Origin of the sequence: Variovorax sp. Sphag1AA (assembly GCF_014192575.1) — a bacterium.
Classification (GTDB): domain Bacteria; phylum Pseudomonadota; class Gammaproteobacteria; order Burkholderiales; family Burkholderiaceae_C; genus Variovorax.
This window is the reverse complement of the sequence record NZ_JACHYC010000002.1, coordinates 709,970-733,671: the sequence shown is the minus strand read 5'-3', so window position 1 is coordinate 733,671 and position 23,702 is coordinate 709,970. Positions and strand designations below refer to the sequence as shown.

Here is a 23,702-nt window from a genome sequence, read left to right as displayed (position 1 = left end):
CCAATTGCCATAAACTTCGCCGAAATTTCCCAGTGCGTCAGTTGTTTTTACTGATGTTTTGCCGCTTTGGGCCTTGGAGCAGTGAAATGGCCGACCTCGACCGAACGGACCGAAAAATCCTCGACATCCTGCAGCGCCAGGGACGCATTTCGATGACTGATCTGGCCGAGCAGATCGGCCTGTCGACGTCGCCCTGCTCCGAGCGCGTGCGCCGCATGGAGCGCGAAGGCGTCATCACCGGTTATTACGCGCGCGTCGATCCGCAGGCGCTGGGCAAGTCGCTGCTGGTGTTCGTCGAAGTCACGCTCTCTTCCAAGTCGGGCGATGTGTTCGACAAGGTTCGCCAGGAGCTGATGCACATCCCCGAAGTCATGGAATGCCACCTCGTCTCCGGCGGCTTCGACTACCTCATCAAGGCCCGGCTGCGTGCGATGAGCGATTACCGGAACCTGCTCGGCGACCTGCTGAAGAAGCTCCCGGTCACCGCCGAGTCGCGCAGCTACGTGGTGATGGAAGAGGTCAAGGAAAGCCTCTACCTGCCGGTCGACCGCTGAAGCTCAGGGCCCGAGAAAGCCGGCCGCGCGCAAGAGCGCCTGCCCCGCGCCATGGATCAGATCGTCGGCAAAGGCGGCCGCTGCGGCTTGGGCACCGGTCCGCACGGCCAGGCCGTACTCGGCGCTCACGTTCACCGGATCGGGTACATCGATGCGCTGCAGGCCGGGCTCCTCGCCGATCGCGACGACCGCGTTGGTGCAGTAGGTGAGGAAGACATCGGCCTGCCCGCTCGCGACCAACATGCCGTAGACATTGCGTCCGGCCGGCGGCGCCGGTGAGTTCGGGCCACCGGTCAACTGCAGCGCCTTGCCGGCGAGCATCCTGGCGGAGCCGGCGGGCGCGGTACCGGTGCGCTCGACCTTCTCGAACAGCTCGAACGCGTAGTCGCCGGAAGGGTCCGCCTTCGGCGTCGAGGTGCCGAGCTTGATCCGCGGATCGAGCATGGTCGCGACCAACGTCTCGGGCGTCACGGCAAGCCCTGGCCGCGCAAGCGCACACAACGCATTGCGCGCGAAGGTACGGGTCGGTCCCCAATCGCCGGTCTCGGCCAGCGATTGCGGATGGGCCATATTGGCGGACGCGAAGATGTCGGCCTTCTCGCCGCCCGCGATGCGATCCCGCAGCAAGCCCGACGCACCGAAGGTCAGTGTGATGCGCGTGCCCGGATGCACCTGCTCGAAATCGCGCGCGGCCTGCGTGAGCGGGCCACGCAGACTTCCGGCCGCAAAGACCGCGATCTCTGCTGTTCCGTCGATCTCAGCGTTCCGCATTGGGGAAGAACAGCTGTTCCCCGCCGATCTTGTAGGCAGCGATGGTCGACTGCCCCGCAGGCGATGTCACCCAGTCCACGAACTTCTGCGCGCCCGCGCTATTGAGCTGCGGAAACTTCGTCGGGCTCACGACCATCACGCCGTACTGGTTGAACAGGCGCTTATCGCCCTCCACCAGCACCGCGAGGTCGGCGCGATTCTTGAAGCTGAGCCATGTCCCGCGGTCGGCCAGCACGTAGGCACCCGTCGAAGCCGCCATGTTGAGTGCCGGCCCCATGCCGCAGCCGCATTCCTTGTAGCCCGTGCCCTTCTTTTCGTTGGGCACTGGCTGACCCGCTTCGGCAAGGCCGGTCTGCGTCCACAGGCGGCGCTCGGCGGCGTCGGTGCCGCTCTTGTCGCCGCGGGAGACGAAAGGCGCATTCGTTGCAGCGATCTTCTTGAGTGCGGCGACGATGTCGTTGCCCTTCGTTCCGGCCGGATCGCCCTTCGGGCCGATCAGGACGAAGTCGTTGTACATGACCGGAAAGCGCTTAGCCGCGAAGCCCTCCGCGACGAACTTCTCTTCTGCGGCCGTGTCGTGCACGAACAGCACGTCGGCGTCGCCGCGCTTGGCCATGTCGATGGCCTGCCCGGTACCGACCGCGACCACCTTGATGTCGATGCCGGAGGCCTGCTTGAACGCAGGCAGCAGATGGCCGAAGAGGCCGGACTGCTCGGTCGAGGTGGTCGACGCCATGGTGATGGTCTCGGCGTTCGCGGCCAGCGAAAGAACGATCGCGCCCGAGGCAATCAACGCATGCAGACCGGCACGGCCAATCCGGGGAATCCCGCGGAACCGGCTTTGCCGGGCCGCTGGGATTGCCCCCGGAGAGGGGGAGCGCCGAGGGCGCATGGGGGTGAGTGTCATATCGCTTCTCCTTTGACGAATAGACGCGCTTCATGGGGCAAGGGCCCGTTGAAGAAATCCTGGACAGGCAGGTCGGCCAGCAGCCGGCCGTGCTCGAGGTAGACCACGCGACTCGCGAGCCGCTTGACCTGCCCCAGGTTGTGACTTGCAAACACCAGCGTGCGGCCGTGCACCGCTTCGGCAATGAGCGTCTCGACGTCCCGCTTGGCAGTGGGGTCGAGGCTGGCGGTGGGTTCGTCGAGCAGCAGCACGTCCGGCTGCAGCACCCATGCGCGCGCCAGCGCCATCCGCTGCTGTTGGCCGCCCGACAGCGTGCGGGCATTGCGGTCCGCGAGATCGGCAAGACCGACGCGCGCCAGCGCCACGGTGGCCTCGCGCTGCGCATTGCGCCAGGGTGCGCCGTGCAGCCAGAGTGCGAGCGCGATGTTGTTGCGCACGCTCGCCCGCAGCATGTGCGGCCGCTGGAACAACATCGCCTGCCGCCGCAGCGGCGCGCGGCTGACGAAAGCACCCCGGGAATGCGGCACCAGTCCGTGCAGCACGCGCAGCAAGGTGCTCTTGCCGCTGCCATTCGCACCGATCAGCGCAACGCGCTCTCCCGCGTGGATCGTCAGCGTGGCGCCGCACAGGGCCAGCACGCGCCCGAAGCGCACATCAATGTCGTGCAGGCTGAAGAGCGGCTCGGCGCTCGCGAACCGGCTCACGACGTCACCTCCAGATGTCGCGTGATCGCGGGATCGGCCGCGCCGCCATCGACGTGCTCGCGCCAGGTGCGCAGTGCCGCGATCGCAAGGTTGAGCACCAGCACCACGGCCAGGAGCACGAAGCCCAGCGCGAGCGCCAGCGGCAGGTCGCCCTTGCTGGTCTCGAGCGCGATCGCGGTGGTCATCACGCGCGTGAAGCCGTCGATGTTGCCGCCGACGATCATCACCGCGCCGACCTCCGACACCGCGCGGCCGAAGGCGGCGATCACGACGGTGGTCAATGCATAGCGCTCGTCCGCAACGAGCAGCAGCGCGCGTGCAAATGGGCTGGCGCCGAGCGAGCGCAACTGTTCGCCGTGCGCCCGATCGGCATCCTCGATGGTTTGCCGCGTCAGCGCGGTGACGACCGGCAGGACAAGGATCGTCTGCGCCAGCACCATCGCCTTGAAGCTGAACAGCCAGCCGAGAAAGCCGAGCGGCCCGGAACGCGAGAGCAGAAGGTAGATCACCAGCCCGACCACCACGGAAGGCAGCGCGAGCAGAGTGTTGAGCACGGTGAGCAGCAGCGCCCGCCCCGGAAAGCGCGTGACCGCGATCCATGCCCCCAGCATCAGACCGAGACCGCAGGCAAGCGCGCAAGCGAGCGCGCTGACCGCTAGCGAGCGGCCGACGATCGCCAGCAAGACCGGGTCGCCAGAAACGAGGAGTCCGCCTGCGGCGACGACGCTGTCCGTGAAAGTGTTCATTCGTGGTGAAACTGAAACGCGGGGCAGTGTGTAGCAATTTGCGACCGCAACTTGTGCAATTCACTTCATAAGTCAGGGATTGCATTTGCATAATCCTCGCGGCTCCCGGCTCCTCCCCCTCCAAGTGCACCAGATCGAACTCTCCTACGCCCTCGCACCGCGCCGAAGCGGTCGCGCGCTGATCCGCAACCCGCTCATGGAACTGCTGCACGCGGTGCGCGAACACGGGTCCATCTCGGCCGCGGCACGTTCACTGGGCTTTTCGTACCGCCACGTATGGGGCGAGTTGCGCCGGTGGGAAGAACTGCTCGGCCATGCGCTGGTCACCGGCGAGCAGGGGCGGTCGGCACAGCTCTCGGAGTTCGGCGACAAGCTCCTCTGGGCCGAGCGACAGGCGCAGGCCCGGCTCGCGCCGCAGATCGAGGCCCTCCACGCCGACCTCGAACGCGCTTTCGCGCTTGCCTTCGACGACAGCACGCACGTGCTGAGCCTGCACGCGAGCCATGACGATGCGTTGGTCCTTCTCCGCGGCCACGCGGCAGCAACCGCGCGGCTGCAGCTCGACATCCGCTTCACCGGCAGCGTCGATGCCATCAGCGCGCTGAACCAGGGACGCTGCGTGTTGGCCGGCTTCCATACGCTCGAACATTCGCCGAACGGATCGCTCGCGCAGCGCACCTACAAGCCGCTGCTCAAGCCCGGTCTGCACAAGCTGGTCGGTTTTGCACGGCGCACGCAGGGGTTGATCGTCGCGCCTGGCAATCCGCTGGGGCTCCAGACCCTTCGTGATGTCGCCCAACGACGGGTGCGCTATGTGAACCGCCCGCTGGGCACCGGCACGCGCGTACTGCTCGATGAACTGCTGGAACGCGAAGGGCTCCATGCCGACGCCATCACCGGCTACGAGTACAACGAGCCTTCGCACACCGCGGTGGCGCACGCGATCGCATCGGGCCAGGTCGATGTGGGCCTCGGCATCGAATCAGCCGCGCGAGCGATGGGCCTGAGCTTCGTCCCGCTGGTCCACGAGCGCTACCACCTCGCCTGTCTCAAGTCAGCGCTGGACCAGCCGGCGATCCAGGCCCTGCTGACACTGCTGCGTGGCGCCGCCTGGCAGCACCAACTCGGCACCCTGCCGGGCTACGAGAACGCGGACAGCGGCAACGTGCAATCGCTGAGCCGGCTGCTGCCGTGGTGGAGCTTCAAGCCGAAGAAGTCGGGCTGAGGCCGGTGCCTGCAACGCTCAGAGCGTGCAGGTCCTGAAGCCGAAAAAGCCATCGTCGCGATCGGGCGCCGCGAAGCTACGGCGCTTGGGTGAGCGCAATCGCGCACGCGTCGCGAATGACGCACCGCGCAGCACACGCGCACGTCCGAAGGCCGGTTGCGGATCGAAGACCGAACCTTCGCTCCACGGATCGACGCGGAATCCTGTAAAGGGTCGCAGAGTCCCCGCGGTCCATTCGTGCACGTCCGCCCACCGAAAGCCACGGTTCATCGCGGAGTGCGCCGCGATCTCCCATTCGACCTCGGTCGCCAGCCGGCGGCCGGCCCAGCGCGCCCAGGCGTCGGCTTCCCACCAGCTCACATGCACAACGCTCTGGTTGTCTGCGGCACGGATCGTCCGACCGAAGCGCTGCTGGAGCACCGAGCCGCCGCCCTCGCGTGTCGATCCGATCTGCTCGACATGGCGCGGACCACGCCGGCCTTCGATCTGGGCGGCAAGCCACGCCTGGCCTTCCGGTCGCCAGAGTTCGGGCCGGTCGTAGCCGCCGTCATCGACGAACTCCACGAACTGGCTCCAGGTGACCGGCTGCGCATCAATCTCGAATTCCGGCACATCGACGCGCTCGGCACCGTGTTCCTGCGCGAATGCGAAACCGGGCGCGGAAATGCCGAGCTCCCACGCCGTCGCCGGCATCAAGAGCGGCTGGCGGCCGACCGGGGCCGGCGGCAGTTCGACACCCAGTCGCAGGCCGAGCGTCTGCGCCATCACCACGAGCTGTTCGCCGCACAGGTCTTCGTGGAACAGCGCGAGGCGGTAGAAGTAAAGGCCCGAATCGGTCTCCGCGGCGTGTTCGAGCAGCTCCAGCGTGATCTCGAGGGTTTCGAGCAGGTAGGCCTTGGTCTGCGTGAGATCGGGCATGTCGGGCGACCATCGATCGGCTTGCGCGACCTGCGACGGGTTCCACCACGCATCGGCGTTCGGCTCGATCGCCGCGAGCCGCGTGGGGCGCACCGGGCACTCGGCGCCGAACGCGCGCTGCGTATTGCGCGCGATCCACCATTCGGCGAACCAGCCGATCTGTCCGGCCAGCCAGACCGGCGGATCGACACCCTCGACGCGGGGCATCGCGAGCGTTGCAGAACCGAGTGCCTGCTCGTAGAGCGACAGCAGGTGAAGCGTGTGGTTGCGCGCATCGATCAATGCCAGCGACAGGACGTCGCGGCCCGCGCGGCACATGTCGGGCGAATCGATCGCCTGGGGCGAGCCGGATGTGCTGAAAGGCGCCGAGGACGACGAGCTGGAGGGCATCGGGAATTATGAGGATCCGCACACTGTGCGCGTCAAGCGAGCCTTTCCACCCCACTTATAAAATATGCGCCCTCTCTCTCCCTGACCTGAAAGAACTCTCCATCATGAGACGCTTCCCCCTCAAGAACTCGCTGCTCGCCGTCGCGGCATTCGCGGCGTTCACGGCATTTGGTCCTGCTGCACAGGCGGCCGACCTGAAGATCGGCGTGGCCGAAGCCCTGTCCGGCGGCGCAGCCCAGTACGGCACCGCCATCCGCAATGGCTTTGAACTGGCCGTCGCCGAGATCAACGCCGCGGGCGGCATCAACGGCAACAAGATCGAGCTGGTCGTGGCCGACGAGCAAGGCAAGAAGGAAGAGGCGATCAACGTCTTCAAGAAACTGATCTTCCAGGACAAGGTGCTGATGGTCTTCGGCCCGACGCTGTCCAACTCCGCGCAGGCCGCCGACCCGATCGCGCAAGCCGCGAAGACCGTGGCCTTCGGTACGTCCAACACGGCTGACGGCATCACCTCGATCGGCGACTACATCTTCCGCAACTCGGTGACCGAAGCCGACGTGCTGCCCGAGACGATCAAGACCGCCGTCAAGAACGCCGGCATCAAGAAGGTCGCCGTGCTCTACGGCAACGATGACGTGTTCACCAAGAGTGGCTACGACAACTTCAAGAAGGCGCTCGACGACCTGAAGATCCCGGTGACCACCACCGAGACCTTCGCCAAGGGCGACGTGGACTTCAAGGCCCAACTCACCAAGATCAAGGCCAGCGGCGCGGATGCGATCGTGCTGTCGGCACTGCTCGCCGAAGGCGCGCCGATCATGGTGCAGGCCCGCCAGCTCGGCCTGAACGTGCCGATCATCGGCGGCAACGGCATGAACTCGGTAAAGATCTTCGAACTCGCCAAGGGCCAGTCGGACAACCTCTACGTGGGCAGCCCCTGGTCGTCCAGCAACGCCACGCCCGAGAACACGAAGTTCATCAAGGCCTACACCGAGAAGTTCAAGATGGCGCCGGACCAGTTCGCAGCGCAGGCCTATGACGCGATGTACATCGCTGCCCAGGCGCTCAAGAACGTCAAGGTCAGCGGTGACCTCGCGGCTGATCGCGCAGCGGTGCGTGAAGCGCTGCCGGCCGTGAAGCACACCGGCGCAACCGGTGCGTTCCAGTTCCGCCGCGCCAACGACAAGAGCGGCAAGCCCGCCGGCTACGACGCCCAGCAACTCCCCATCGTCAGCGTGACCAAGGGCTCCGAGTTCGTTATCACTAAGTAACCCCCCAGCCTCGCTCACTGCGTGTAGCTCGGGCACCCCCCTGCTGGGGGCAACACCTGCGGCCCGGCGGAGCCGGTTCCGCGGTGTTTCTTGGATGGCGGGAGCCGGCATTGCCGGTCCCGCTTCTTGTTTTTTTGAATGGAACCACGATGCTTGAACAGCAACTGGTTAACGCGCTCTCTCTCGGGTGCGTCTATGCCCTCTTCGCGCTGGGCTTCACGCTGATCTTCGGTGTGCTCGGCGTCATCAATCTTTCGCACGGCGCGGTCTTCATGGTGGGCGCTTACGCGGCCGTGCAGATCATGACGCACTTCGATCTGCCGCTGTGGATCGGACTGTTGTTCGCGTTTCTCACTTGCGGCCTGCTGGGGCTGCTGATCGATTTCCTGGTCCTCAAGCCGCTGCGCGCGCGCAATGCACCTCACCTGATTCCGATGATCGCCACCATCGGCGTGGCGATCATTCTCAACAACGGCGTGCAGGGCATCTTCGGCGCGCAGAACGTGCGTTTCCCCGCGGGCGCGGTGTCGGGCGAGTCGCTGAATCTCGCCGGCATTCATCTCACCGCGCTGGAGCTGGGGATCATCCTGCTGTCGTTCGTGCTGATGGCGGTGCTGATGCTGGCGCTGAAGCGCACGCAACTCGGTCGCGCGCTGCGTGCGATTGCCGAATCGCCGAAGGCCGCGTACCTGCTCGGCATCAATGTCGAGGGGCTGTTCTACCTGACCTCGTTCGCTGCCGCTGCCCTGGGCGGGCTCGCTGGCGTGCTGATCGGGCTCTATTCCAACGCCGTCTTCCCGCTCATGGGCCAGCCGATGCTGCACAAGGGCATCGCGGTGATCATCCTCGGCGGCATGGGCGACATCCGCGGCGCGATGCTGGGTGGCCTGTTCCTCGGCTTCGCGGAAGTGCTGTCGGTGGCCTACATCGGCTCGACGATGCGTGATGCAGTGGCGTTCGGCCTGCTGTTCTTGGTGCTGCTGGTGCGGCCGAAGGGTCTCTTCGGCACGGTGCAGGAGCGCAAGGTATGAGCGCGCTTGAGAACTTCTGGTCGGTCTACAGCAACCTGGTGCTCACGCTGGGCACCAATTCGCTGCTGGCGCTTTCGATCTGGCTCACGCTGTCGTGCGGCATGCTGGCGATGGCGAATGCTGCTTTCATGGGCATCGGCGCGTACACCTCGGCGATCCTGACGATGAACTACGGCGTGCCCTTCCCTGTCGCGATCGTGGCCGGCATGGCGGCGCCTGCGCTTGTCGCTTTCGTGATCGGCAAGCCGACGTTGCGGCTGTCTGGCGTGTACCTCGCTATGGCAACGCTCGCCTTCGGCGAAGTGGTGCGCATCGTGGTGCTCAATGCCGAATCGCTCACGGGCGGCGCGCTGGGCCTCAACGGGATTCCGCAGGCCACGCAGTGGTGGCATGTGCTGCTCGCCGTGGTGCTGGTGCTGTTCGGGTTGTGGCGGCTGCGCCGTTCCAAGGTCGGCCGTGCATTCGAGGCGATCAAGGAAGACGAAACCGCCGCGGGCCTGATGGGCATCGACGTCGGCGGACACAAGATGCTGGCCTTTGTGCTGGGCGCCGCCATCGCGGGTCTCGCCGGTGTGCTCAATGCGCACCTGACCTTCTTCATCGGACCGAACGAATACGGCTTCGACCGTGGCGTCGACATCCTGACGATGACCGTGCTCGGCGGCATCAACGGGCTGACCGGCCCCGTGCTCGGCGGCGTGATCCTCACGGTGCTGCCCGAGGCGCTGCGTGCGTTCGGCGACTTCCGGCTGGTGGTCAACGGGGTGATCCTGGTGTTGATCGTCCTCTTCCTGCCGAAGGGCATCTGGGACCCTGCGCGCCTGCGCCAATGGTTCGGACGCAAGGGAGCGACGGCATGACGGCACCGCTTCTCCAACTCGACGGCGTCTCGCGCCACTTCGGTGGCCTCAAGGTGCTGCAGGAGGTCAATCTCGAAGTGCCGAAGGGCGGTGTCTTCGGACTCATCGGACCCAACGGCGCGGGCAAGACCACGGTCTTCAACCTGACGACGGGCCTGCTGCCGACCACCGGCGGCTCGATCCGTTTCGAGGGGCGCGATCTCGCGGGCCTCAAGCCCCACCAGATCACGCGCGCAGGCATCGCTCGCACGTTCCAGAACATCCGCATCTTCAAGGAGATGTCGCTGCTCGAAAACGTGATGGTCGGCATGCACGCCAAGCTGCGTTATGGCGCACTCGGACTGCTGGCGGGGACGGGCCTGTTCCGCGGCGAGGAAAAGCGCGCGCGCGAACGTGCACGCGAGTTGCTCTCGTGGGTCCGGCTCGACCACAAGGGCGACGACGTGGCCGACAACCTCTCGTACGGCGACCAGCGCAAGCTCGAACTCGCGCGCGCCCTTGCGACCGACCCGAAGCTGCTGCTGCTCGACGAACCCGTGGCGGGCATGAACAGCACCGAAAAGACCGAACTGATGCACGAGATCCGCAACATCGCGGGCCGTGGCTACACCATCTTCATGATCGAACACGACATGCGCTTCGTGATGGGCTTGTGCGAGCACATCGCAGTGCTGAACTTCGGCCGCATCATCGCGCGCGGCAATCCCGACCAGATCCGCAACGATCCGCAGGTGATCGAGGCCTACCTCGGCCGCGAAGAAGACGAAGCGACGATCGAAGGGGCGACGCCATGAGCGCAGCACCGTTTCTGAAAGTCGAAGGTCTGCGGGTTGCCTACGGCCACATCGAAGCCGTCAAGGGCATCGATTTCGAACTGCACGAAGGCCGCATCACCACGCTGGTGGGCGCCAACGGTGCCGGCAAGTCGACCACGCTGCTCGCGCTGTCGGGCCTCGTGGCGAAGGCGGCGGGGCGCGTGGTACTCGATGGGCAGGACCTGACGGCCCTGTCGCCGCACCGCATCGTTGCGTCGGGCATGGTGCAGGTCGCCGAGGGCCGCGCGACGCTGACGACGCTCACCGTGCGCGAGAACCTCGAACTCGGTGCCTACACGCGCCGTGACGGCCGTGCCCAGCGTGCCGACGACCTCGAACGCATCTATGCGCTGTTCCCGCGGCTGAAGGAACGGGCCGACGGGCTCGCCGGCAACCTCTCGGGCGGCGAGCAGCAGATGCTGGCGATCGGCCGCGCACTGATGGCCAAGCCACGCGTGCTGCTGCTGGACGAGCCGTCGATGGGCCTCGCGCCGATCATCGTGCAGGACATCTTCCGCACGCTGCGCGAGATCAACAAGGCGGGGCTGACGATCTTCCTGGTTGAGCAGAACGTGCGGCAGGCGCTCAAGATCGCCGACAGCGCCTATGTGATCGAGACCGGAAAGATCGTGTTGTCCGGCAGCGGTCACGAACTGCTCGGAAACCCCAAGGTCCAGGACGCATACCTCGGCGGCTGAGGCGCGCCGCACTGCTTCCGGACGCGGTTTCCGGCGCTTCTGTATTGGGGAAGTCCTGAAGGCGAGAGCCTCTCCGGACCCCAGAAAATTCGCAACAGAGCGTTACCATCGACGGCTTCGCGCCCACAAGGCGCGAGACAAGAGATTCCGCATCCGGAGACAAAGTGTCAGCCTTCCTCAAATTCACACTCGCCGTGGACTGGATCAGCGCCCAGCTCGGCAAGGTCGCCTCCTGGGCGGTACTCGCCGCCTCGGTCATCTCCGCCGGCAATGCGGTCATCCGCTACGGCCTCGACATCAGCAACAACGCCTGGCTCGAGATCCAGTGGTATCTGTTCGCCGCGACCGTGATGCTCGGCGCGCCGATCGTGCTGAAGCTCAACGAGCACGTCCGCGTCGACATCATCTACGGCAAGCTCAAGCGCAACGGCCCGGTCTACGTCGACCTCTTCGGGCTGGTCTTCTTCCTGCTGCCGGTGATGGGCCTGCTGTTCTGGCTGACCTTCCCCTTCTTCCTCAACATGCTGCGCACCGGCGAGATGTCCGGGAACATCGGCGGCCTGATCCGCTGGCCCGCCGCACTGATGATGCCGCTGGGCTTCGGCGCGATGTTCCTGCAGGGCGTGGCGGAGATCATCAAGCGCATCGCCTACCTGCGAGGCCTCATCGAGATGGACACGCACTACGAGAAGCCGGTGCAGTGAGCACCGAACGCCAAAGCCACCAGAGCTAGCCCGCCTCTCGCGCATCGCAGGATAAAAAAATGCAAATGGAAAACTTCGCCCCCATCATGTTCGCGGGGCTGGTCGTCATCATGCTGATCGGGTTCCCGGTCGCGTTCTCGCTGGCCGCGCTCGGCCTCTTCAGCGGCTTCTACGCCATCGAGATGGGCTGGTTCCCGGCCGGCTTCATGGCCAACCTGCCGCTGAACGTCTTCGGCATCCTCTCCAACGAAACGCTGCTGGCCATCCCGTTCTTCACGCTGATGGGCGCGGTGCTGGAGAAATGCGGATTGGCCGAGGACATGCTGGACTCGATGGGCCAGCTCTTCGGCCCGGTGCGCGGCGGCCTCGGCTACTCGGTGATCATCGTCGGTTTCATCCTCGGCGCGATCACCGGCACGGTGGCCGGCCAGGTGATCGCGATGGCGATGATCTCGCTGCCGATCATGATGCGCTACGGCTACAACATGCGCTATTCGACGGGTGTGCTCGCGGCCTCGGGCACGATCACGCAGCTCGTACCGCCGTCGCTGGTGCTGATCGTCATGGCCGACCAGCTCGGCACCGATGTGGGCCAGATGTACAAGGGCGCCTGGGGTCCGTCGATCCTTCAGGTGCTGATCTTCGCGATCTACACCTTCTTGGTCGGCCGCATCCGTCCCGACTACGTGCCCGGCGTGCCCGCTTCGGCCCGCACGCTGTCGGGCTGGGCGCTCTGGGGCAAGTGCCTGCGCGGCATCATCCCCTCGGCCATCCTGATCTTCGCGGTGCTCGGCTCGATGGGCGGCCTGCCCTTCATGGACCACGCGATCGCCACGCCGACTGAAGCCGGCGCAATGGGTGCGGTCGGCTCGCTGATCCTCGCCGCGATCCACCGCCGCCTGAACTGGCAGATGCTCAAGGAAGCCATGGACGGCACCATGCGCCTCACGGCCATGGTGGTCTTCATCCTGATCGGCTCGCGGATGTTCTCGCTGGTGTTCCAGGGCGTGGACGGCGCGAAGTGGATCGAGCACATGCTCTCGGGCCTGCCGGGCGGCCAGATCGGCTTCCTGATCGCGGTCAACATCTTTGTCTTCTTCCTGGCGTTCTTCCTCGACTTCTTCGAGATCGCCTTCATCATCCTGCCGATGCTCGGCCCGGTCGCGGCCAAGCTGGGCATCGACATGGTGTGGTTCGGCGTGCTGCTGTGCGTGAACATGCAGACCTCGTTCATGCATCCGCCCTTCGGCTTCGCGCTGTTCTATCTGCGCGGCATCGCCGACACCCTGTTCAAGAACGGCGCCCTGCCGCGCAAGATCGAGTCGCGCGACATCTACCTCGGCGCGGTGCCGTGGGTGGGTCTGCAGCTGCTGCTGGTCGGCATCGTCATCTTCTTCCCGCAGACGGTCACGGTGTTCCTCGACAAGCAGGTTGTCGTCGACGTGGACAAGGTGCAGCTGGAGATGCCCGCGGAGCAGAACGAGCCCGACAGCGGCGCGAACATGGAAGACCCGTTCAACCAGAAGTCCGAGCCCGAAGCGCCCGGCACGCCGGAGACGCCTGCGACGCCCGACGCACCGGCGCCGGGTAGCGACACCAAGCAGTGAGTGACAACGGGGCCGAAAGCCCCCCTGCCCTGGACGACGCACCGGTCTCGCTCGAGAGCCCGGCCTATCCGCGCTTCGTCCGGATCCTCGCAGTCATCTTTGTGGTCGACCTGATCGGGTTCGGGCTCTGGAGCATGCCCGCGCTCCGCGGCGAATCTTGGACCGCAGGCAGCATGGCGCTGTTCGGCCTCGCCGCGCTGTGCATCGGCTGGATGGGCTACTGGATCGTCAACAGCCGCACCCGCCTCGAAGGCGACGAGTTGATCCAGACCTGGCTATGGACCAAGCGCGTACGCGCATCCGACGTCGCGCAGCTCAAGCTCGTGCACTGGCCATGGCTTCAGCAAGTGATCGCACCGCGCCTACTGGTGCGTCGGCGAAATGGCGCGGTGGGATGGTTCCATTCGGCGGATGCACGGTTGTTGACCGAGTTCGCACACCGCGTCGCCGCTCACAACTTCAAGAGCTGAACTTCAGGACCCCCAATGAAAAAGGCCCTGCCGTCGTCGGCAGGGCCTTTTGACTTGGCGAGCCCTCGGGCCCGGCTGATTACAGCTTCTGCGCTTGCATGAAGCGGTCGAAGGTGCCTTCCGTGAAGCGGAACCAGGCGTTCTGGTCGGCCAGGAACTTGGCGTAGTCCGTGTACACCTTCTTCCACTCGGGGTTGGTGTTGTTCAGGTCGGCGTAGATCTGCTGAGCCGACTTGAACGCCGCGTCCATCACGTCCTTCGAGAACGGGCGCAGCTTGGTGCCCGAGCCCACGAGCTGCTTCAGCGCGACCGGGTTGCGCGCGTCGTACTTCGCGGTCATGCCGACGTTGGCCTGCGCGGCCGCCGCCGACACGATCGCCTTGTACTCGGCCGACAGGCCTTCCCACGCCTTGGTGTTGATGTAGAAGTCCAGCTGCGGACCGCCTTCCCACCAGCCAGGGTAGTAGTAGTACTGCGCGACCTTGTTGAAGCCGAGCTTCTGGTCGTCGTACGGGCCGACCCACTCCAGCGCGTCCAGCGTGCCCTTTTCGAGCGCGGGGTACAGGTCGGCACCAGGGATCGACTGCGGAATCACGCCGAAGGGTTCGAGCACGCGGCCGGCAAACGGGTTGGTGCGGAACTTCAGGCCCTTGAGGTCGGCGACCGACTTGATTTCCTTGCGGAACCAGCCGCCCATCTGCGCGCCGGTGTTGCCCCCCGGCAGGTTGTAGATGTTGTACTTGGCGTAGAAGTCGCGCATGAGCTTCAGGCCGTTGCCTTCGTACATCCATGCGTTCATCTGGCGGGTGTTCAGGCCGAAGGGCACTGCGCAGCCCAGGCAGAAGGTCGGGTCCTTGCCGTAGAAGTAGTACGGCGCGGTGTGCGCCATTTCGACCGATGCGTTCTGCACGCCGTCGACCACGCCGAAGGCCGGCATCAGCTCACCGCCCGCATGGACCGAAATCTGGAACTTGCCGCCCGTCATGTCGCTCACGCTCTTGGCGAAGGTCTCGGCCGTGCCATAGATGGTGTCGAGCGACTTCGGGAAGCTCGACGCGAGGCGCCAACGCACGGCAGCTTGCGCGTGAACCGCAGGTGCGATGCCCGCGGCGAGAACGCCGGCCATGCCTGCGTTTTTGATGAGGGAACGACGATCCATTGATTTGTCTCCGGGACTTGGAAAAACGAGAACGCGGCTTGTGGCAGCGTCGCTGACCAGAACGGTCAGCGGTCATTGTAAAAAGTGCTTACACAACGCCGGGGCGGGTTTTCCCTGCGGAAACCACGCTGTCGAAACGCTGCGTGATGGAACGCTCGATTCCTTCGGCGTCCAGGCCGACGCCGGACAGAAGCTTTGCCGGATCGCCATGCTCGATGAAGCGATCGGGCAGGCCGAGTTGCAGCACCGGCTTCTGCAGACCTGCGGCCTGGAGAGCTTCGAGCACTGCACTGCCTGCGCCGCCCATGATCGCGCCCTCTTCAACCGTCACCAGTGCTTCGTGCGAACTTGCGACCTTGAGCAAAAGCTCGACATCGAGCGGCTTGGCCCAGCGCATGTTGACCACCGTCGCATCGAGCGACTCCGCAGCCTTCAAAGCCGGATAGAGCAGCGTACCGAAGGCGAGGATCGCGATCTTGCGGCCTTCGCGGCGGACCTCGCCCTTGCCGAACGGCAGGCCATCGAGCGACTGGGGCGGCGTGACACCGGCGCCCGAGCCGCGCGGATAGCGGACCGCCACCGGGTGGCTCTGCTCGTAAGCGGTGGTGAGCAGTTGGCGGCATTCGGCTTCATCCGCCGGACAGGCCACGCTCATGTTCGGAATGCAGCGCAGGAACGAGATGTCGTAGGCGCCCGCATGCGTCGCACCGTCGGCACCCACCAGGCCTGCGCGATCGAGCGCGAACACGACCGGCAGGTTCTGGATCGCGACGTCGTGAATGAGCTGGTCATACCCGCGCTGCAGGAAGGTCGAATAGATCGCGAGAACGGGCTTGAGCCCTTCGCACGCCAGACCGGCCGCGAAAGTGACCGAGTGCTGCTCGGCGATGCCCACGTCGTAGTAGCGCTCGGGGAAGCGCTTCTCGAATTCGACAAGGCCGGAGCCTTCGCGCATCGCGGGCGTGATGCCGACGAGGCGACCGTCCTTGGCGGCCATGTCGCACAACCAGGTTCCGAAGACCTGCGTGAAGGTCTGCTTGGGTGCGGTTGCCGGCTTGACGAGTCCGACGGCCGGATCGAACTTGGAAGGCCCGTGATAGGCCACCGGATCGGCTTCCGCAAGCTTGTAGCCCTGGCCCTTCTTCGTGACCACGTGAAGGAACTGCGGACCGCGAAGGTGCTTGAGGTTTTCGAGCGTCGGCACCAGCGAATCGATGTCGTGCCCGTCGATCGGCCCGACATAGTTGAAGCCGAACTGCTCGAACAGCGTTGCCGGCACCACCATGCCCTTGGCGTGCTGCTCCAGGCGCTTTGCCAGCTCGAAGAGCGGCGGCGCGGCGCGCAGCACGCTCTTGCCGACGTTCTTCGCTGCAGCGTAGAAATTGCCGCTCATGAGCTGCGCGAGATAGCGGTTGAGCGCACCGACGGGCGGGCTGATCGACATGTCGTTGTCGTTCAGGATCACCAGCAGCTTGCAGTCGTCGCACACGCCTGCGTTGTTCAATGCCTCGAAAGCCATGCCGGCGGTGAGCGCGCCGTCGCCGATGATCGCGACCGAATGGCGGTCCTCGCCCTTCTGCCGTGCCGCCAGCGCCATGCCGAGCGCGGCAGAGATGCTGGTCGACGAATGAGCGGTGCCGAAGGTGTCGTACTCGCTCTCGGTGCGCTGCGGAAAGCCGGAGATGCCACCGAGCTGGCGCAGCGTAGGCATGCGTTCGCGGCGGCCGGTCAGGATCTTGTGCGGATAGGTCTGGTGGCCCACGTCCCACACCAGGCGATCGTGCGGCGTGTTGAAGACGTGGTGCAACGCAACCGTGAGCTCCACCGTGCCCAGATTCGAGCTGAGGTGTCCGCCGGTGCGCGAGACGTTGTCGAGCACGCAGGTCCGAACCTCGTCGGCGAGTTGCTTGAGTTGGGCGCGGTCCATTTGCCGCAGCTGGGAGGGATCGTGGATGGTGGGGAGCAGCGGAGCCATGTGCAAATCTTGTCGTTATCGATCGCGATCGACGACCATGTGGGCGAGCGCGCGCAGCGCGCCCGTGTCGGCCAGTGCGCTGCGATCCAGCGCTTCAAGGGCCTGGGCCAGCAACTGGCGCGCCTGTGCACGCGCGCCGTCGAGGCCGAGCAATGAAACATAGGTGGGCTTGTCGCTCGCCGCGTCCTTGCCCGCGGTCTTGCCGAGCGTTTCGGAATCGGCAATCACGTCGAGGATGTCGTCGACCACCTGGAAAGCGAGCCCGATGGCTGCGCCGTAGTCGCGCAATGCGGCGAGCGTTTGCGGCGCAAGCGTATTGCCGCACGCCGCGCCCATCTCGACGCTGCCCTGCAGCAGCGCGCCAGTCTTGAGGCGATGCATGTTGCGCAACTCGGCTTCGGTCAGTGCGACACCGACGCTGGCCAAGTCGATCGCCTGACCGCCAGCCATGCCCTGGCTGCCCGCGGCGCGCGCCAACAGGCGGCACAGCGTCGCCTGCACCACCGGCGAAATGCTGGTGCCATCCGGCGTGAGCAATTCGAACGCGAGCGCCTGCAAGGCATCGCCGGCCAGCAGTGCATCGGCTTCGCCGAACTTGACGTGCACTGTGGGCTTGCCGCGGCGAAGCACGTCGTTGTCCATGCATGGCAGGTCGTCGTGCACCAGCGAATAGGCGTGAATCAGTTCGACCGCGCAGGCGGCGCGCAACGCCGCTTCGGCGTGACCGCCAACCGCTTCGCTGGCGGCCAGCACCAGCAGCGGCCGCAGGCGCTTGCCACCATCGAGCACCGCATAGCGCATCGCGTCGCCCAGAAGCACCGGCGCATCGACGCCGACCCATTCGGACAAGGCCGATTCGACGCGGGCGAGCAGCGGTTCGCTCCACGAGGACAGACGGGCGGCATCCCACCGCAGGGTTTCACAGGCCGTCGTCATTCGGCGGTCCAGACCTTGAGGCTGCCTGCGTCGAGCAGCTTGATCTGGTCTTCGACCGCCTGCAGCTTGTCGCGGCAGAACGCCAGAAGCGCCGCGCCACGCTGGTAGCTGCCCAGCAGCTGATCGAGCGGCAACTGGCCTGATTCGAGTTCGGTCACGAGTTTTTCGAGCTCCTGCAAGCCGGCTTCATAGGTGGCCGGCAACGCGCCGGTGTCGGGCGCGGCGGATTCGGCCGGCTGGGGGGAAGAAGGCACCTTGGGCATGCGGCGATCGTGGGTGAAACCCTACATTTTAGAGTCGGGGACCCGATCTCATCCCGACGGGTACAATCCTTAGTTCTCCGGGCCGGCAAATGCTGACCCATTTTCTTTTGGGGCCGCCGCGCGACATCGCACGCTTTTCAAGGCGGCCATCCGTTTTTCTTTCTCCCTGTGGGGAGCTTGGTCAGGTCACCCATGTCTGATTTAAGTCTTCAACTGCAGCAGGCTTCGAGCCAACTTCCGGTTTCCGCATATTTCGACGAGGCGCTCTACGCCCGCGAGATGCAAACGCTCTTTGCCGCCGGTCCGCGTTATGTGGGCCACCGGCTGGCAGTTCCCGAGCAAGGCAGCTTCCACACGCTGCCGCAGGAACACCAGGGCCGCGCACTGGTCCACACGCCCAAGGGCGTGGAGCTGATTTCCAACGTGTGCCGCCATCGCCAGGCACTGATCCTCCAGGGCCGCGGCGAAATCGATCCGACGAGCGGCGGCAACATCATCTGCCCCCTCCACCGCTGGACCTACGCGGCGGCAGACCCGCGCACGACCGGCACGCTCATCGGCGCACCGCACTTCGAGCAGGACCCCTGCCTCAATCTCCACAACTATCCGTTGACCGAATGGAACGGATTGCTCTTCGAGAAGAATTCCGGTGCCGGCGGTCGTGACGTGGCCACCGACCTCGCGAATCTCGGCGCACGCGCCGACCTCGACTTCGAGGGCTACGCGCTCGATCGCGTCGAGCTCCACGAGTGCAACTACAACTGGAAGACCTTCATCGAGGTCTACCTCGAGGACTACCACGTCGGACCTTTCCATCCCGGCCTTGGCAGCTTCGTGACCTGTGACGACCTGCGCTGGGAATTCGGCAGGCACCATTCCGTGCAGACGGTCGGCGTCGCCAACCGACTCGGCCGCGCCGGCAGCCCCGTCTATCAGCGCTGGCAGGAACAACTGCTGAAATACCGCGAAGGCAAGCCGCCGAAGTACGGCGCGATCTGGCTCACGTACTACCCGCACGTCATGGTCGAGTGGTATCCGCACGTGCTCACGGTGTCCACGCTGCATCCGATCGGCCCGCAGAAGACGCTCAACATGGTCGAGTTCTTCTACCCCGAGGAAATCGTCGCCTTCGAGCGCGAGTTCGTCGAAGCGCAGCAGGCTGCCTACATGGAAACCTGCGTCGAGGACGATGAGATCGCCGAGCGCATGGACGCCGGCCGTCGCGCACTGATGCTGCGCGGTGACGACGAGAGCGGCCCCTATCAAAGCCCCATGGAAGACGGCATGCAGCAGTTCCATGAGTGGTACAGACGCGAAATGAAGGCGTAAGCCCCTCGGATGCAAGCCTTATGGATGGTGCTCGGCGCACTGATCTTCGCCACGATGGGCGTGTGCGTGAAGGTCGCGTCCGCCTGGTTTTCCTCTGCTGAACTGGTCTTCTACCGCGGCCTGATCGGCATCGTCTTCCTGTGGATCCTTGCGCGGCAGCGCGGCGTCACGCTCGCCACACGCTATCCGGGCATGCATGCATGGCGTAGCCTGATCGGCGTCGTGTCGCTCGGCGCGTGGTTCTATGCGATTGCGCACATGCCGCTCGCCACGGCGATGACCCTCAACTACATGAGCAGCGTGTGGATCGCGGCCTTCGTGGTCGGCGGCGCGTTGCTGGCGTGGGTGCCGGTGCCGGGGCGCGACGGTCGTGCGCAGAAGCCGCCGTTGCAGGGGCCCCTGGTGCTCACAGTGCTCGTTGGATTCGGCGGCGTGGTGCTGATGCTCAAGCCCTCCGTCGAAGGCAGCCAGGGCTTCGCCGGCATGCTGGGCCTGTTGTCGGGGCTGACGGCCGCGTTCGCCTACATGCAGGTGGTCGCACTGTCACGCATCGGTGAGCCTGAATCGCGCACGGTTTTCTATTTCGCCGTGGGCTCGGCCGTTGCCGGAGGACTCGGCACATTGCTGGGCCCCTCGACACCCTTCAATGAATGGACCTGGGGTCACGCCGCGTGGCTGCTTCCGGTCGGCGTGCTGGCCGCACTGGGTCAGCTTTGCATGACGCGCGCATACGCCACCGCAAAGACCGAAAGCGGTACGCTTCTGGTAGCGAATCTCCAGTACTCGGGCATCGTGTTCGCCGCGATGTACAGCGTGCTGCTGTTCGGCGATCGCATCGATGCGACCGGCTGGGCCGGCATGGGGCTCATCGTGGCGAGCGGCATCGCGGCGACGGTGCTCCGGCAACGGTCGCTGCCGAGGGCGCCCGCCGAAGAACATTGAAGGACTTCACATGTACACCACCCTGATCACTGCCGAGCAGCTCCAGGCCCTGAAGGCCAACGAAGCACGGTTGATGGTGTTCGACTGCACCTTCGAACTCATGAAGCCCGATGCGGGCGCGCAACAGTACCGTGCTGCGCACATCCCGGGCGCCGTGTACGCCAACCTCGACACCGCGCTCAGCGCGAAACATGGCGTGGCCGGCGCGCACGGCGTCGTGGTCGCGAAGGAGGAAGGCCCGCCAGCATCCGGTGGCCGTCATCCGCTGCCCAGCCGGGAAAAATTCGCGGCGTGGCTGTCCAGCGTCGGCTTCGCGAACGACATGCAGGCGGTGGTCTACGACCGCAACGGCGCCAACTACTGCGGCCGCCTCTGGTGGATGCTCAAGTGGATGGGCCACGAGGCGGTGGCCGTGCTCGACGGCGGCCTGCAGGCCTGGCAGGCCACGGGCGGCGCCGTCACGGACCGCGAGGAGCCATCGCACTTCCAGTCGAATTTCGTCACCGGCGAACCGCTGGTGCGACTCGTCGACACGAAGACGGTGGCGGCGCGGCTCGCGCAGTCTGACCAGACGCTGATCGACGCGCGCGCACCGCAACGCTATCGCGGCGAAGTGGAACCACTCGACCCGATTGCCGGTCACATCCCCGGGGCCCTGAACCGGCCCTTTTCCGAGAACCTCGGGCCTGACGGGAAGTTCAAGCCGGCCGCGCAACTGCGTGCCGAATTCGAATCGTTGCTGGCGGGCCACGAGCCGTCCACGGTGGTCCACCAATGCGGCAGCGGCGTGAGCGCGGTGCCCAACCTCCTTGCGATGCAGGTCGCGGGACTCGGTCCGACCGCGCTCTATGCCGGCAGCTGGAGCGAGTGGAGCAATACGCCGGGGCTGCCGACCCGGCAAGGCGCAGAACCATGAAATTGATGAGCCAGCCGCTCATTTCGCTCGCATTCACCGCACTCGTCGCAACCCCGCTCGGCGCACTCGCGCAGACCCAGCACGCCCATGTGCATGGACAAATCAAGCTCGACGTCGTCGTCGAAGGCCCGACGGTGGTGATCGAGATGGACTCCCCTCTCGACAACTTCACCGGCTTCGAGCGCGCACCGCGCACGGATGCCGAAAAGAAGACGGCCGAAACCGTCATCGCGCAATTGCGTGCGGCAGATCAGATCTTCCGCATCGACCCCGTCGCCAATTGCAAGCTCGGGCCGGTCACGCTGCGTTCGCCCGCACTGGGGCTGGACAAGACCGAAGGCGAAGCGTCCGAAGGGCATGCCGATCTCGACGGCACCTTTGCCTTCAACTGCACCAATGCGGGCGCGGCGAAGTTCATCGACGTCGGACTGTTCACCGCGTTCAAGGGTCCACGCCAGATCGATGCGCAGATCGCAGCACCGCAAGGCCAGTTCAAGCGGTCGCTGAAGCGGCCCAACGAACGGCTCGCATGGAGCAAGTGACCCAGCCGTGAGCTCCGTTCTTTCGGCTGAATCGCTGCAATTCCAATGGCGCGGCGCGAAGGCGCCGTGCATCGACATCGAGCGGCTCGACATCGCCGCCGGCGAGGCCGTCTTCCTGCATGGCCCGAGCGGATGCGGCAAGAGCACGCTGCTGTCCCTGCTGGCCGGTGTGCTGGTCGCTCAAGGCGGGCGTGCCACGCTGCTCGGACACGACTGGGCTTCGCTCTCGGGCGCGAGCCGCGACAGGCTTCGCGTCGCGCATGTCGGCTACATCTTCCAGCAGTTCAACCTGCTGCCCTACCTGAGCGTGCTGGACAACGTCCTGCTGCCCTGCCGCTTCTCGGGGCGTCGCATGGCGCAGGCCACGCGCGACGGCACGGCGCAGGCACAGGCGGAACACCTGCTCGAACAGATGGGGCTGGATTCGAGCTTGTGGCGGCGTCAGGCGCTCCAGTTGTCCGTCGGCCAGCAGCAGCGCGTGGCTGCTGCGCGCGCGCTGATCGGCCACCCCGAAGTCGTGATCGCCGATGAACCCACCTCGGCGCTCGACGAAGACCGCCGCGAAGCCTTTCTCGATGTGCTGCTCTCTGCCTGCAAGACCAACCGCAGTGCACTCGTCTTCGTGAGCCATGACCAACGGATTGCCGAGCGCTTTGCGCGGCACATCCTGCTGCCGGAAATCAATCGCGCCGCAAGTGGAGAGCCTGCATGAGCGCATTGTTCGGAATCGCATGGCGCAGCGCCTGGAACCGCCGCTTCACGCTTGCGTTGACCGTGCTGTCGATTGCACTGTCGACCTTTCTGCTCCTAGGCGTCGAGCGCATCCGCACGGAGATGCGCGAGAACTTCGCGTCATCGGTGTCAGGCACCGACCTGATCGTGGGCGCACGCACCGGCTCGACGCAACTGCTGCTGTACTCGGTGTTCAGGATCGGCGCAGCGACCAACAACATCCAATGGAAGAGCGAGCAGGCACTTGCCGCGCATCCCGGCGTGAGCTGGGTCGTGCCACTGTCGCTCGGCGATTCGCATCGCGGCTTCGCGGTGCTAGCGACCACGCCTGAGTACTTCGAGCACTTCCGCTTTGGCGACCGCCAATCGCTGCGCATGCGCGAGGGCAAGCCGTTCAGCGAGCTGTTCGATGCAGTGATCGGCGCCGAGGTCGCTGATCGACTCGGCTATCGCGTCGGCCAGAAGATCACGCTCGCGCACGGCAGCGGCGAACTGGTCGCGGAACATGCCGACAAGCCCTTCACCGTCGTCGGCATCCTTGCGCGCACCGGCACGCCGGTCGATCGCACCGTGCACATCGGCCTCGGCGCGATGGAAGCCATCCACCTCGAATGGGCCGGCGGCGCGCCGCTGCCCGGCGTCAAGATCCCCGCCGATCAGGTGCGCAAGTTTGACCTCACGCCGAAGAACGTCACTGCCGCGCTGGTCGGCCTCAAGAACCGCGCGGCGGTGTTCTCGGTGCAACGCTGGGTGTCGACCTATTCCGGCGAGCCGCTCATGGCGATCCTGCCGGGCGTCGCGCTCGATGAACTGTGGAGCGTGATCGGCGTTGGCGAGAACGCGCTGCTGCTGATGTCGGGACTCGTCGCGCTCGTGAGCCTTGCGGGCTTGGTGTCCGTGGTGATGGCTGGGCTGAACGAACGTCGCCGCGAACTCGCGGTACTGCGCGCGGTCGGTGCGAATCTGCGGCATGTGCTCACCTTGCTGGCGCTCGAAGGCGGGCTGGTCACGCTGCTCGGCGTCGTGATCGGCGTCGCACTTGCGGCGCTCGGGATCGCCGTGCTGTCACCATGGCTGCAATCCCAGTTCGGATTGGCCCTGCGGCTGTCCGAACCTACACTGAACGAATGGCTGCTGCTGGCAAGCCTCGTCGTCGCGGGCTGGCTCGCGAGCCTGCTGCCCGGCATCCGCGCCTATCGGCTTTCCCTCGCCGATGGACTCTCTCCAAGGATCTGAA

Annotated in this window: 25 protein-coding genes; 16 read left to right on the top strand and 9 right to left on the bottom strand. The window is 65.5% G+C overall.

The window, feature by feature from the left end; genetic code table 11:
- Positions 1-86 precede the first annotated feature (86 nt).
- Positions 87-554, top strand: a complete 468-nt coding sequence (locus FHW64_RS10000; protein ID WP_184525553.1) for a winged helix-turn-helix transcriptional regulator — start codon at positions 87-89, stop codon at positions 552-554.
- 3 nt (positions 555-557) lie between these two features.
- On the opposite strand, the gene FHW64_RS09995 is transcribed toward FHW64_RS10000, so the two are convergent.
- From FHW64_RS09995 to FHW64_RS09980, 4 genes are read right to left on the bottom strand one after another with little or no spacing between them, the layout of a single operon-like run.
- Positions 558-1,325: an extracellular solute-binding protein gene (locus FHW64_RS09995; RefSeq protein ID WP_184525551.1), complete on the bottom strand. Its 768-nt coding sequence runs from the start codon at positions 1,323-1,325 to the stop codon at positions 558-560.
- Entirely contained in the window at positions 1,312-2,232 is a 921-nt protein-coding gene (locus tag FHW64_RS09990) for an extracellular solute-binding protein (protein ID WP_260303731.1), read from the bottom strand. Before FHW64_RS09990 ends, FHW64_RS09995 begins: the two co-directional genes overlap by 14 nt.
- Positions 2,229-2,936 (bottom strand): phosphate ABC transporter ATP-binding protein, encoded by a 708-nt coding sequence (locus FHW64_RS09985; RefSeq protein WP_184525549.1) that lies wholly within the window; start codon positions 2,934-2,936, stop codon positions 2,229-2,231. Before FHW64_RS09985 ends, FHW64_RS09990 begins: the two co-directional genes overlap by 4 nt.
- Complete coding sequence (locus FHW64_RS09980; RefSeq protein ID WP_184525547.1) at positions 2,933-3,682, bottom strand: ABC transporter permease; 750 nt, start codon at positions 3,680-3,682, stop codon at positions 2,933-2,935. Before FHW64_RS09980 ends, FHW64_RS09985 begins: the two co-directional genes overlap by 4 nt.
- A gap of 124 nt (positions 3,683-3,806) precedes the next feature.
- Between FHW64_RS09980 and FHW64_RS09975 the strand changes: the two genes are divergently transcribed.
- Positions 3,807-4,907 carry a substrate-binding domain-containing protein gene (locus FHW64_RS09975; RefSeq protein ID WP_184525545.1) on the top strand — a complete coding sequence of 367 codons (1,101 nt, stop codon included), beginning with the start codon at positions 3,807-3,809 and terminating at the stop codon, positions 4,905-4,907.
- Positions 4,908-4,925: 18 nt separating this feature from the next.
- Here FHW64_RS09975 and FHW64_RS09970 read toward each other — a convergent pair whose 3' ends face one another.
- Positions 4,926-6,215, bottom strand: a complete 1,290-nt coding sequence (locus tag FHW64_RS09970; RefSeq protein ID WP_184525543.1) for an SUMF1/EgtB/PvdO family nonheme iron enzyme — start codon at positions 6,213-6,215, stop codon at positions 4,926-4,928.
- Between the two features lie 104 nt (positions 6,216-6,319).
- Here FHW64_RS09970 and FHW64_RS09965 point away from each other — a divergent pair, with 104 nt between their 5' ends.
- From FHW64_RS09965 to FHW64_RS09930, 8 genes are all read left to right on the top strand, one after another.
- Positions 6,320-7,486, top strand: a complete 1,167-nt coding sequence (locus tag FHW64_RS09965; RefSeq protein WP_184525541.1) for an ABC transporter substrate-binding protein — start codon at positions 6,320-6,322, stop codon at positions 7,484-7,486.
- A gap of 149 nt (positions 7,487-7,635) precedes the next feature.
- A complete protein-coding gene (locus FHW64_RS09960; RefSeq protein WP_184525539.1) occupies positions 7,636-8,517 on the top strand; it encodes a branched-chain amino acid ABC transporter permease in 882 nt (293 codons plus the stop codon).
- Positions 8,514-9,377 carry a branched-chain amino acid ABC transporter permease gene (locus FHW64_RS09955; RefSeq protein ID WP_184525537.1) on the top strand — a complete coding sequence of 288 codons (864 nt, stop codon included), beginning with the start codon at positions 8,514-8,516 and terminating at the stop codon, positions 9,375-9,377. The genes FHW64_RS09960 and FHW64_RS09955 overlap by 4 nt, the downstream gene beginning before the upstream one ends.
- Entirely contained in the window at positions 9,374-10,171 is a 798-nt protein-coding gene (locus FHW64_RS09950; protein ID WP_184525535.1) for an ABC transporter ATP-binding protein, read from the top strand. The genes FHW64_RS09955 and FHW64_RS09950 overlap by 4 nt, the downstream gene beginning before the upstream one ends.
- On the top strand, positions 10,168-10,890 hold the full coding sequence (locus FHW64_RS09945; protein ID WP_184525533.1) for an ABC transporter ATP-binding protein: 723 nt from the start codon (positions 10,168-10,170) through the stop codon (positions 10,888-10,890). Before FHW64_RS09950 ends, FHW64_RS09945 begins: the two co-directional genes overlap by 4 nt.
- 164 nt (positions 10,891-11,054) lie before the next feature.
- Positions 11,055-11,594: a TRAP transporter small permease subunit gene (locus FHW64_RS09940; protein ID WP_184525531.1), complete on the top strand. Its 540-nt coding sequence runs from the start codon at positions 11,055-11,057 to the stop codon at positions 11,592-11,594.
- Between the two features lie 59 nt (positions 11,595-11,653).
- The gene (locus FHW64_RS09935; RefSeq protein ID WP_184525529.1) at positions 11,654-13,201 is read left to right on the top strand and encodes a TRAP transporter large permease subunit; all 1,548 of its coding nucleotides are present in this window, start codon (positions 11,654-11,656) and stop codon (positions 13,199-13,201) included.
- Positions 13,198-13,671, top strand: coding sequence for a hypothetical protein (locus FHW64_RS09930; protein ID WP_184525527.1), 474 nt, complete (start codon positions 13,198-13,200; stop codon positions 13,669-13,671). The genes FHW64_RS09935 and FHW64_RS09930 overlap by 4 nt, the downstream gene beginning before the upstream one ends.
- 79 nt (positions 13,672-13,750) lie before the next feature.
- Here the strand turns inward: FHW64_RS09930 and FHW64_RS09925 are convergent, their stop codons facing one another.
- The 4 genes from FHW64_RS09925 to xseB all read right to left on the bottom strand — a co-directional run bounded on the left by FHW64_RS09925 (position 13,751) and on the right by xseB (position 18,004).
- Positions 13,751-14,830 carry a TRAP transporter substrate-binding protein gene (locus tag FHW64_RS09925; protein WP_184525525.1) on the bottom strand — a complete coding sequence of 360 codons (1,080 nt, stop codon included), beginning with the start codon at positions 14,828-14,830 and terminating at the stop codon, positions 13,751-13,753.
- A gap of 88 nt (positions 14,831-14,918) precedes the next feature.
- Entirely contained in the window at positions 14,919-16,805 is a 1,887-nt protein-coding gene (gene dxs, locus FHW64_RS09920) for a 1-deoxy-D-xylulose-5-phosphate synthase (RefSeq protein WP_184525523.1), read from the bottom strand.
- A gap of 15 nt (positions 16,806-16,820) precedes the next feature.
- Positions 16,821-17,741: a polyprenyl synthetase family protein gene (locus tag FHW64_RS09915; RefSeq protein ID WP_184525521.1), complete on the bottom strand. Its 921-nt coding sequence runs from the start codon at positions 17,739-17,741 to the stop codon at positions 16,821-16,823.
- On the bottom strand, positions 17,738-18,004 hold the full coding sequence (gene xseB, locus FHW64_RS09910; RefSeq protein ID WP_184525519.1) for an exodeoxyribonuclease VII small subunit: 267 nt from the start codon (positions 18,002-18,004) through the stop codon (positions 17,738-17,740). The genes FHW64_RS09915 and xseB overlap by 4 nt, the downstream gene beginning before the upstream one ends.
- A 192-nt stretch (positions 18,005-18,196) precedes the next feature.
- Here xseB and FHW64_RS09905 point away from each other — a divergent pair, with 192 nt between their 5' ends.
- The 6 genes from FHW64_RS09905 to FHW64_RS09880 are packed head-to-tail and all read left to right on the top strand — an operon-like array spanning position 18,197 to position 23,701.
- Complete coding sequence (locus FHW64_RS09905) at positions 18,197-19,333, top strand: SRPBCC family protein (protein ID WP_184525518.1); 1,137 nt, start codon at positions 18,197-18,199, stop codon at positions 19,331-19,333.
- 9 nt (positions 19,334-19,342) lie between these two features.
- Positions 19,343-20,275 (top strand): DMT family transporter, encoded by a 933-nt coding sequence (locus FHW64_RS09900; protein ID WP_184525516.1) that lies wholly within the window; start codon positions 19,343-19,345, stop codon positions 20,273-20,275.
- 10 nt (positions 20,276-20,285) lie between these two features.
- Positions 20,286-21,191 carry a sulfurtransferase gene (locus FHW64_RS09895; protein WP_184525515.1) on the top strand — a complete coding sequence of 302 codons (906 nt, stop codon included), beginning with the start codon at positions 20,286-20,288 and terminating at the stop codon, positions 21,189-21,191.
- The gene (locus FHW64_RS09890; protein ID WP_184525512.1) at positions 21,188-21,733 is read left to right on the top strand and encodes a DUF2796 domain-containing protein; all 546 of its coding nucleotides are present in this window, start codon (positions 21,188-21,190) and stop codon (positions 21,731-21,733) included. The genes FHW64_RS09895 and FHW64_RS09890 overlap by 4 nt, the downstream gene beginning before the upstream one ends.
- A gap of 7 nt (positions 21,734-21,740) precedes the next feature.
- Complete coding sequence (locus FHW64_RS09885; protein WP_184525510.1) at positions 21,741-22,445, top strand: ABC transporter ATP-binding protein; 705 nt, start codon at positions 21,741-21,743, stop codon at positions 22,443-22,445.
- Positions 22,442-23,701 (top strand): FtsX-like permease family protein, encoded by a 1,260-nt coding sequence (locus FHW64_RS09880; RefSeq protein WP_184525509.1) that lies wholly within the window; start codon positions 22,442-22,444, stop codon positions 23,699-23,701. Before FHW64_RS09885 ends, FHW64_RS09880 begins: the two co-directional genes overlap by 4 nt.
- The last annotated feature ends 1 nt before the right edge of the window (position 23,702 follow it).

What these genes read in the sequence shown, in the direction of transcription:
- FHW64_RS10000 (WP_184525553.1), top strand. Translation starts at nt 87, where the DNA reads ATGGCCGACCTCGACCGAACGGACCGAAAAATCCTCGACATCCTGCAG.
- FHW64_RS09995 (WP_184525551.1), bottom strand. Translation starts at nt 1,325, where the DNA reads ATGCGGAACGCTGAGATCGACGGAACAGCAGAGATCGCGGTCTTTGCG.
- FHW64_RS09990 (WP_260303731.1), bottom strand. Translation starts at nt 2,232, where the DNA reads ATGACACTCACCCCCATGCGCCCTCGGCGCTCCCCCTCTCCGGGGGCA.
- FHW64_RS09980 (WP_184525547.1), bottom strand. Translation starts at nt 3,682, where the DNA reads ATGAACACTTTCACGGACAGCGTCGTCGCCGCAGGCGGACTCCTCGTT.
- FHW64_RS09970 (WP_184525543.1), bottom strand. Translation starts at nt 6,215, where the DNA reads ATGCCCTCCAGCTCGTCGTCCTCGGCGCCTTTCAGCACATCCGGCTCG.
- FHW64_RS09965 (WP_184525541.1), top strand. Translation starts at nt 6,320, where the DNA reads ATGAGACGCTTCCCCCTCAAGAACTCGCTGCTCGCCGTCGCGGCATTC.
- FHW64_RS09960 (WP_184525539.1), top strand. Translation starts at nt 7,636, where the DNA reads ATGCTTGAACAGCAACTGGTTAACGCGCTCTCTCTCGGGTGCGTCTAT.
- FHW64_RS09955 (WP_184525537.1), top strand. Translation starts at nt 8,514, where the DNA reads ATGAGCGCGCTTGAGAACTTCTGGTCGGTCTACAGCAACCTGGTGCTC.
- FHW64_RS09950 (WP_184525535.1), top strand. Translation starts at nt 9,374, where the DNA reads ATGACGGCACCGCTTCTCCAACTCGACGGCGTCTCGCGCCACTTCGGT.
- FHW64_RS09945 (WP_184525533.1), top strand. Translation starts at nt 10,168, where the DNA reads ATGAGCGCAGCACCGTTTCTGAAAGTCGAAGGTCTGCGGGTTGCCTAC.
- FHW64_RS09935 (WP_184525529.1), top strand. Translation starts at nt 11,654, where the DNA reads ATGCAAATGGAAAACTTCGCCCCCATCATGTTCGCGGGGCTGGTCGTC.
- FHW64_RS09925 (WP_184525525.1), bottom strand. Translation starts at nt 14,830, where the DNA reads ATGGATCGTCGTTCCCTCATCAAAAACGCAGGCATGGCCGGCGTTCTC.
- dxs (WP_184525523.1), bottom strand. Translation starts at nt 16,805, where the DNA reads ATGGCTCCGCTGCTCCCCACCATCCACGATCCCTCCCAGCTGCGGCAA.
- FHW64_RS09915 (WP_184525521.1), bottom strand. Translation starts at nt 17,741, where the DNA reads ATGACGACGGCCTGTGAAACCCTGCGGTGGGATGCCGCCCGTCTGTCC.
- xseB (WP_184525519.1), bottom strand. Translation starts at nt 18,004, where the DNA reads ATGCCCAAGGTGCCTTCTTCCCCCCAGCCGGCCGAATCCGCCGCGCCC.
- FHW64_RS09905 (WP_184525518.1), top strand. Translation starts at nt 18,197, where the DNA reads ATGTCTGATTTAAGTCTTCAACTGCAGCAGGCTTCGAGCCAACTTCCG.
- FHW64_RS09900 (WP_184525516.1), top strand. Translation starts at nt 19,343, where the DNA reads ATGCAAGCCTTATGGATGGTGCTCGGCGCACTGATCTTCGCCACGATG.
- FHW64_RS09895 (WP_184525515.1), top strand. Translation starts at nt 20,286, where the DNA reads ATGTACACCACCCTGATCACTGCCGAGCAGCTCCAGGCCCTGAAGGCC.
- FHW64_RS09890 (WP_184525512.1), top strand. Translation starts at nt 21,188, where the DNA reads ATGAAATTGATGAGCCAGCCGCTCATTTCGCTCGCATTCACCGCACTC.
- FHW64_RS09880 (WP_184525509.1), top strand. Translation starts at nt 22,442, where the DNA reads ATGAGCGCATTGTTCGGAATCGCATGGCGCAGCGCCTGGAACCGCCGC.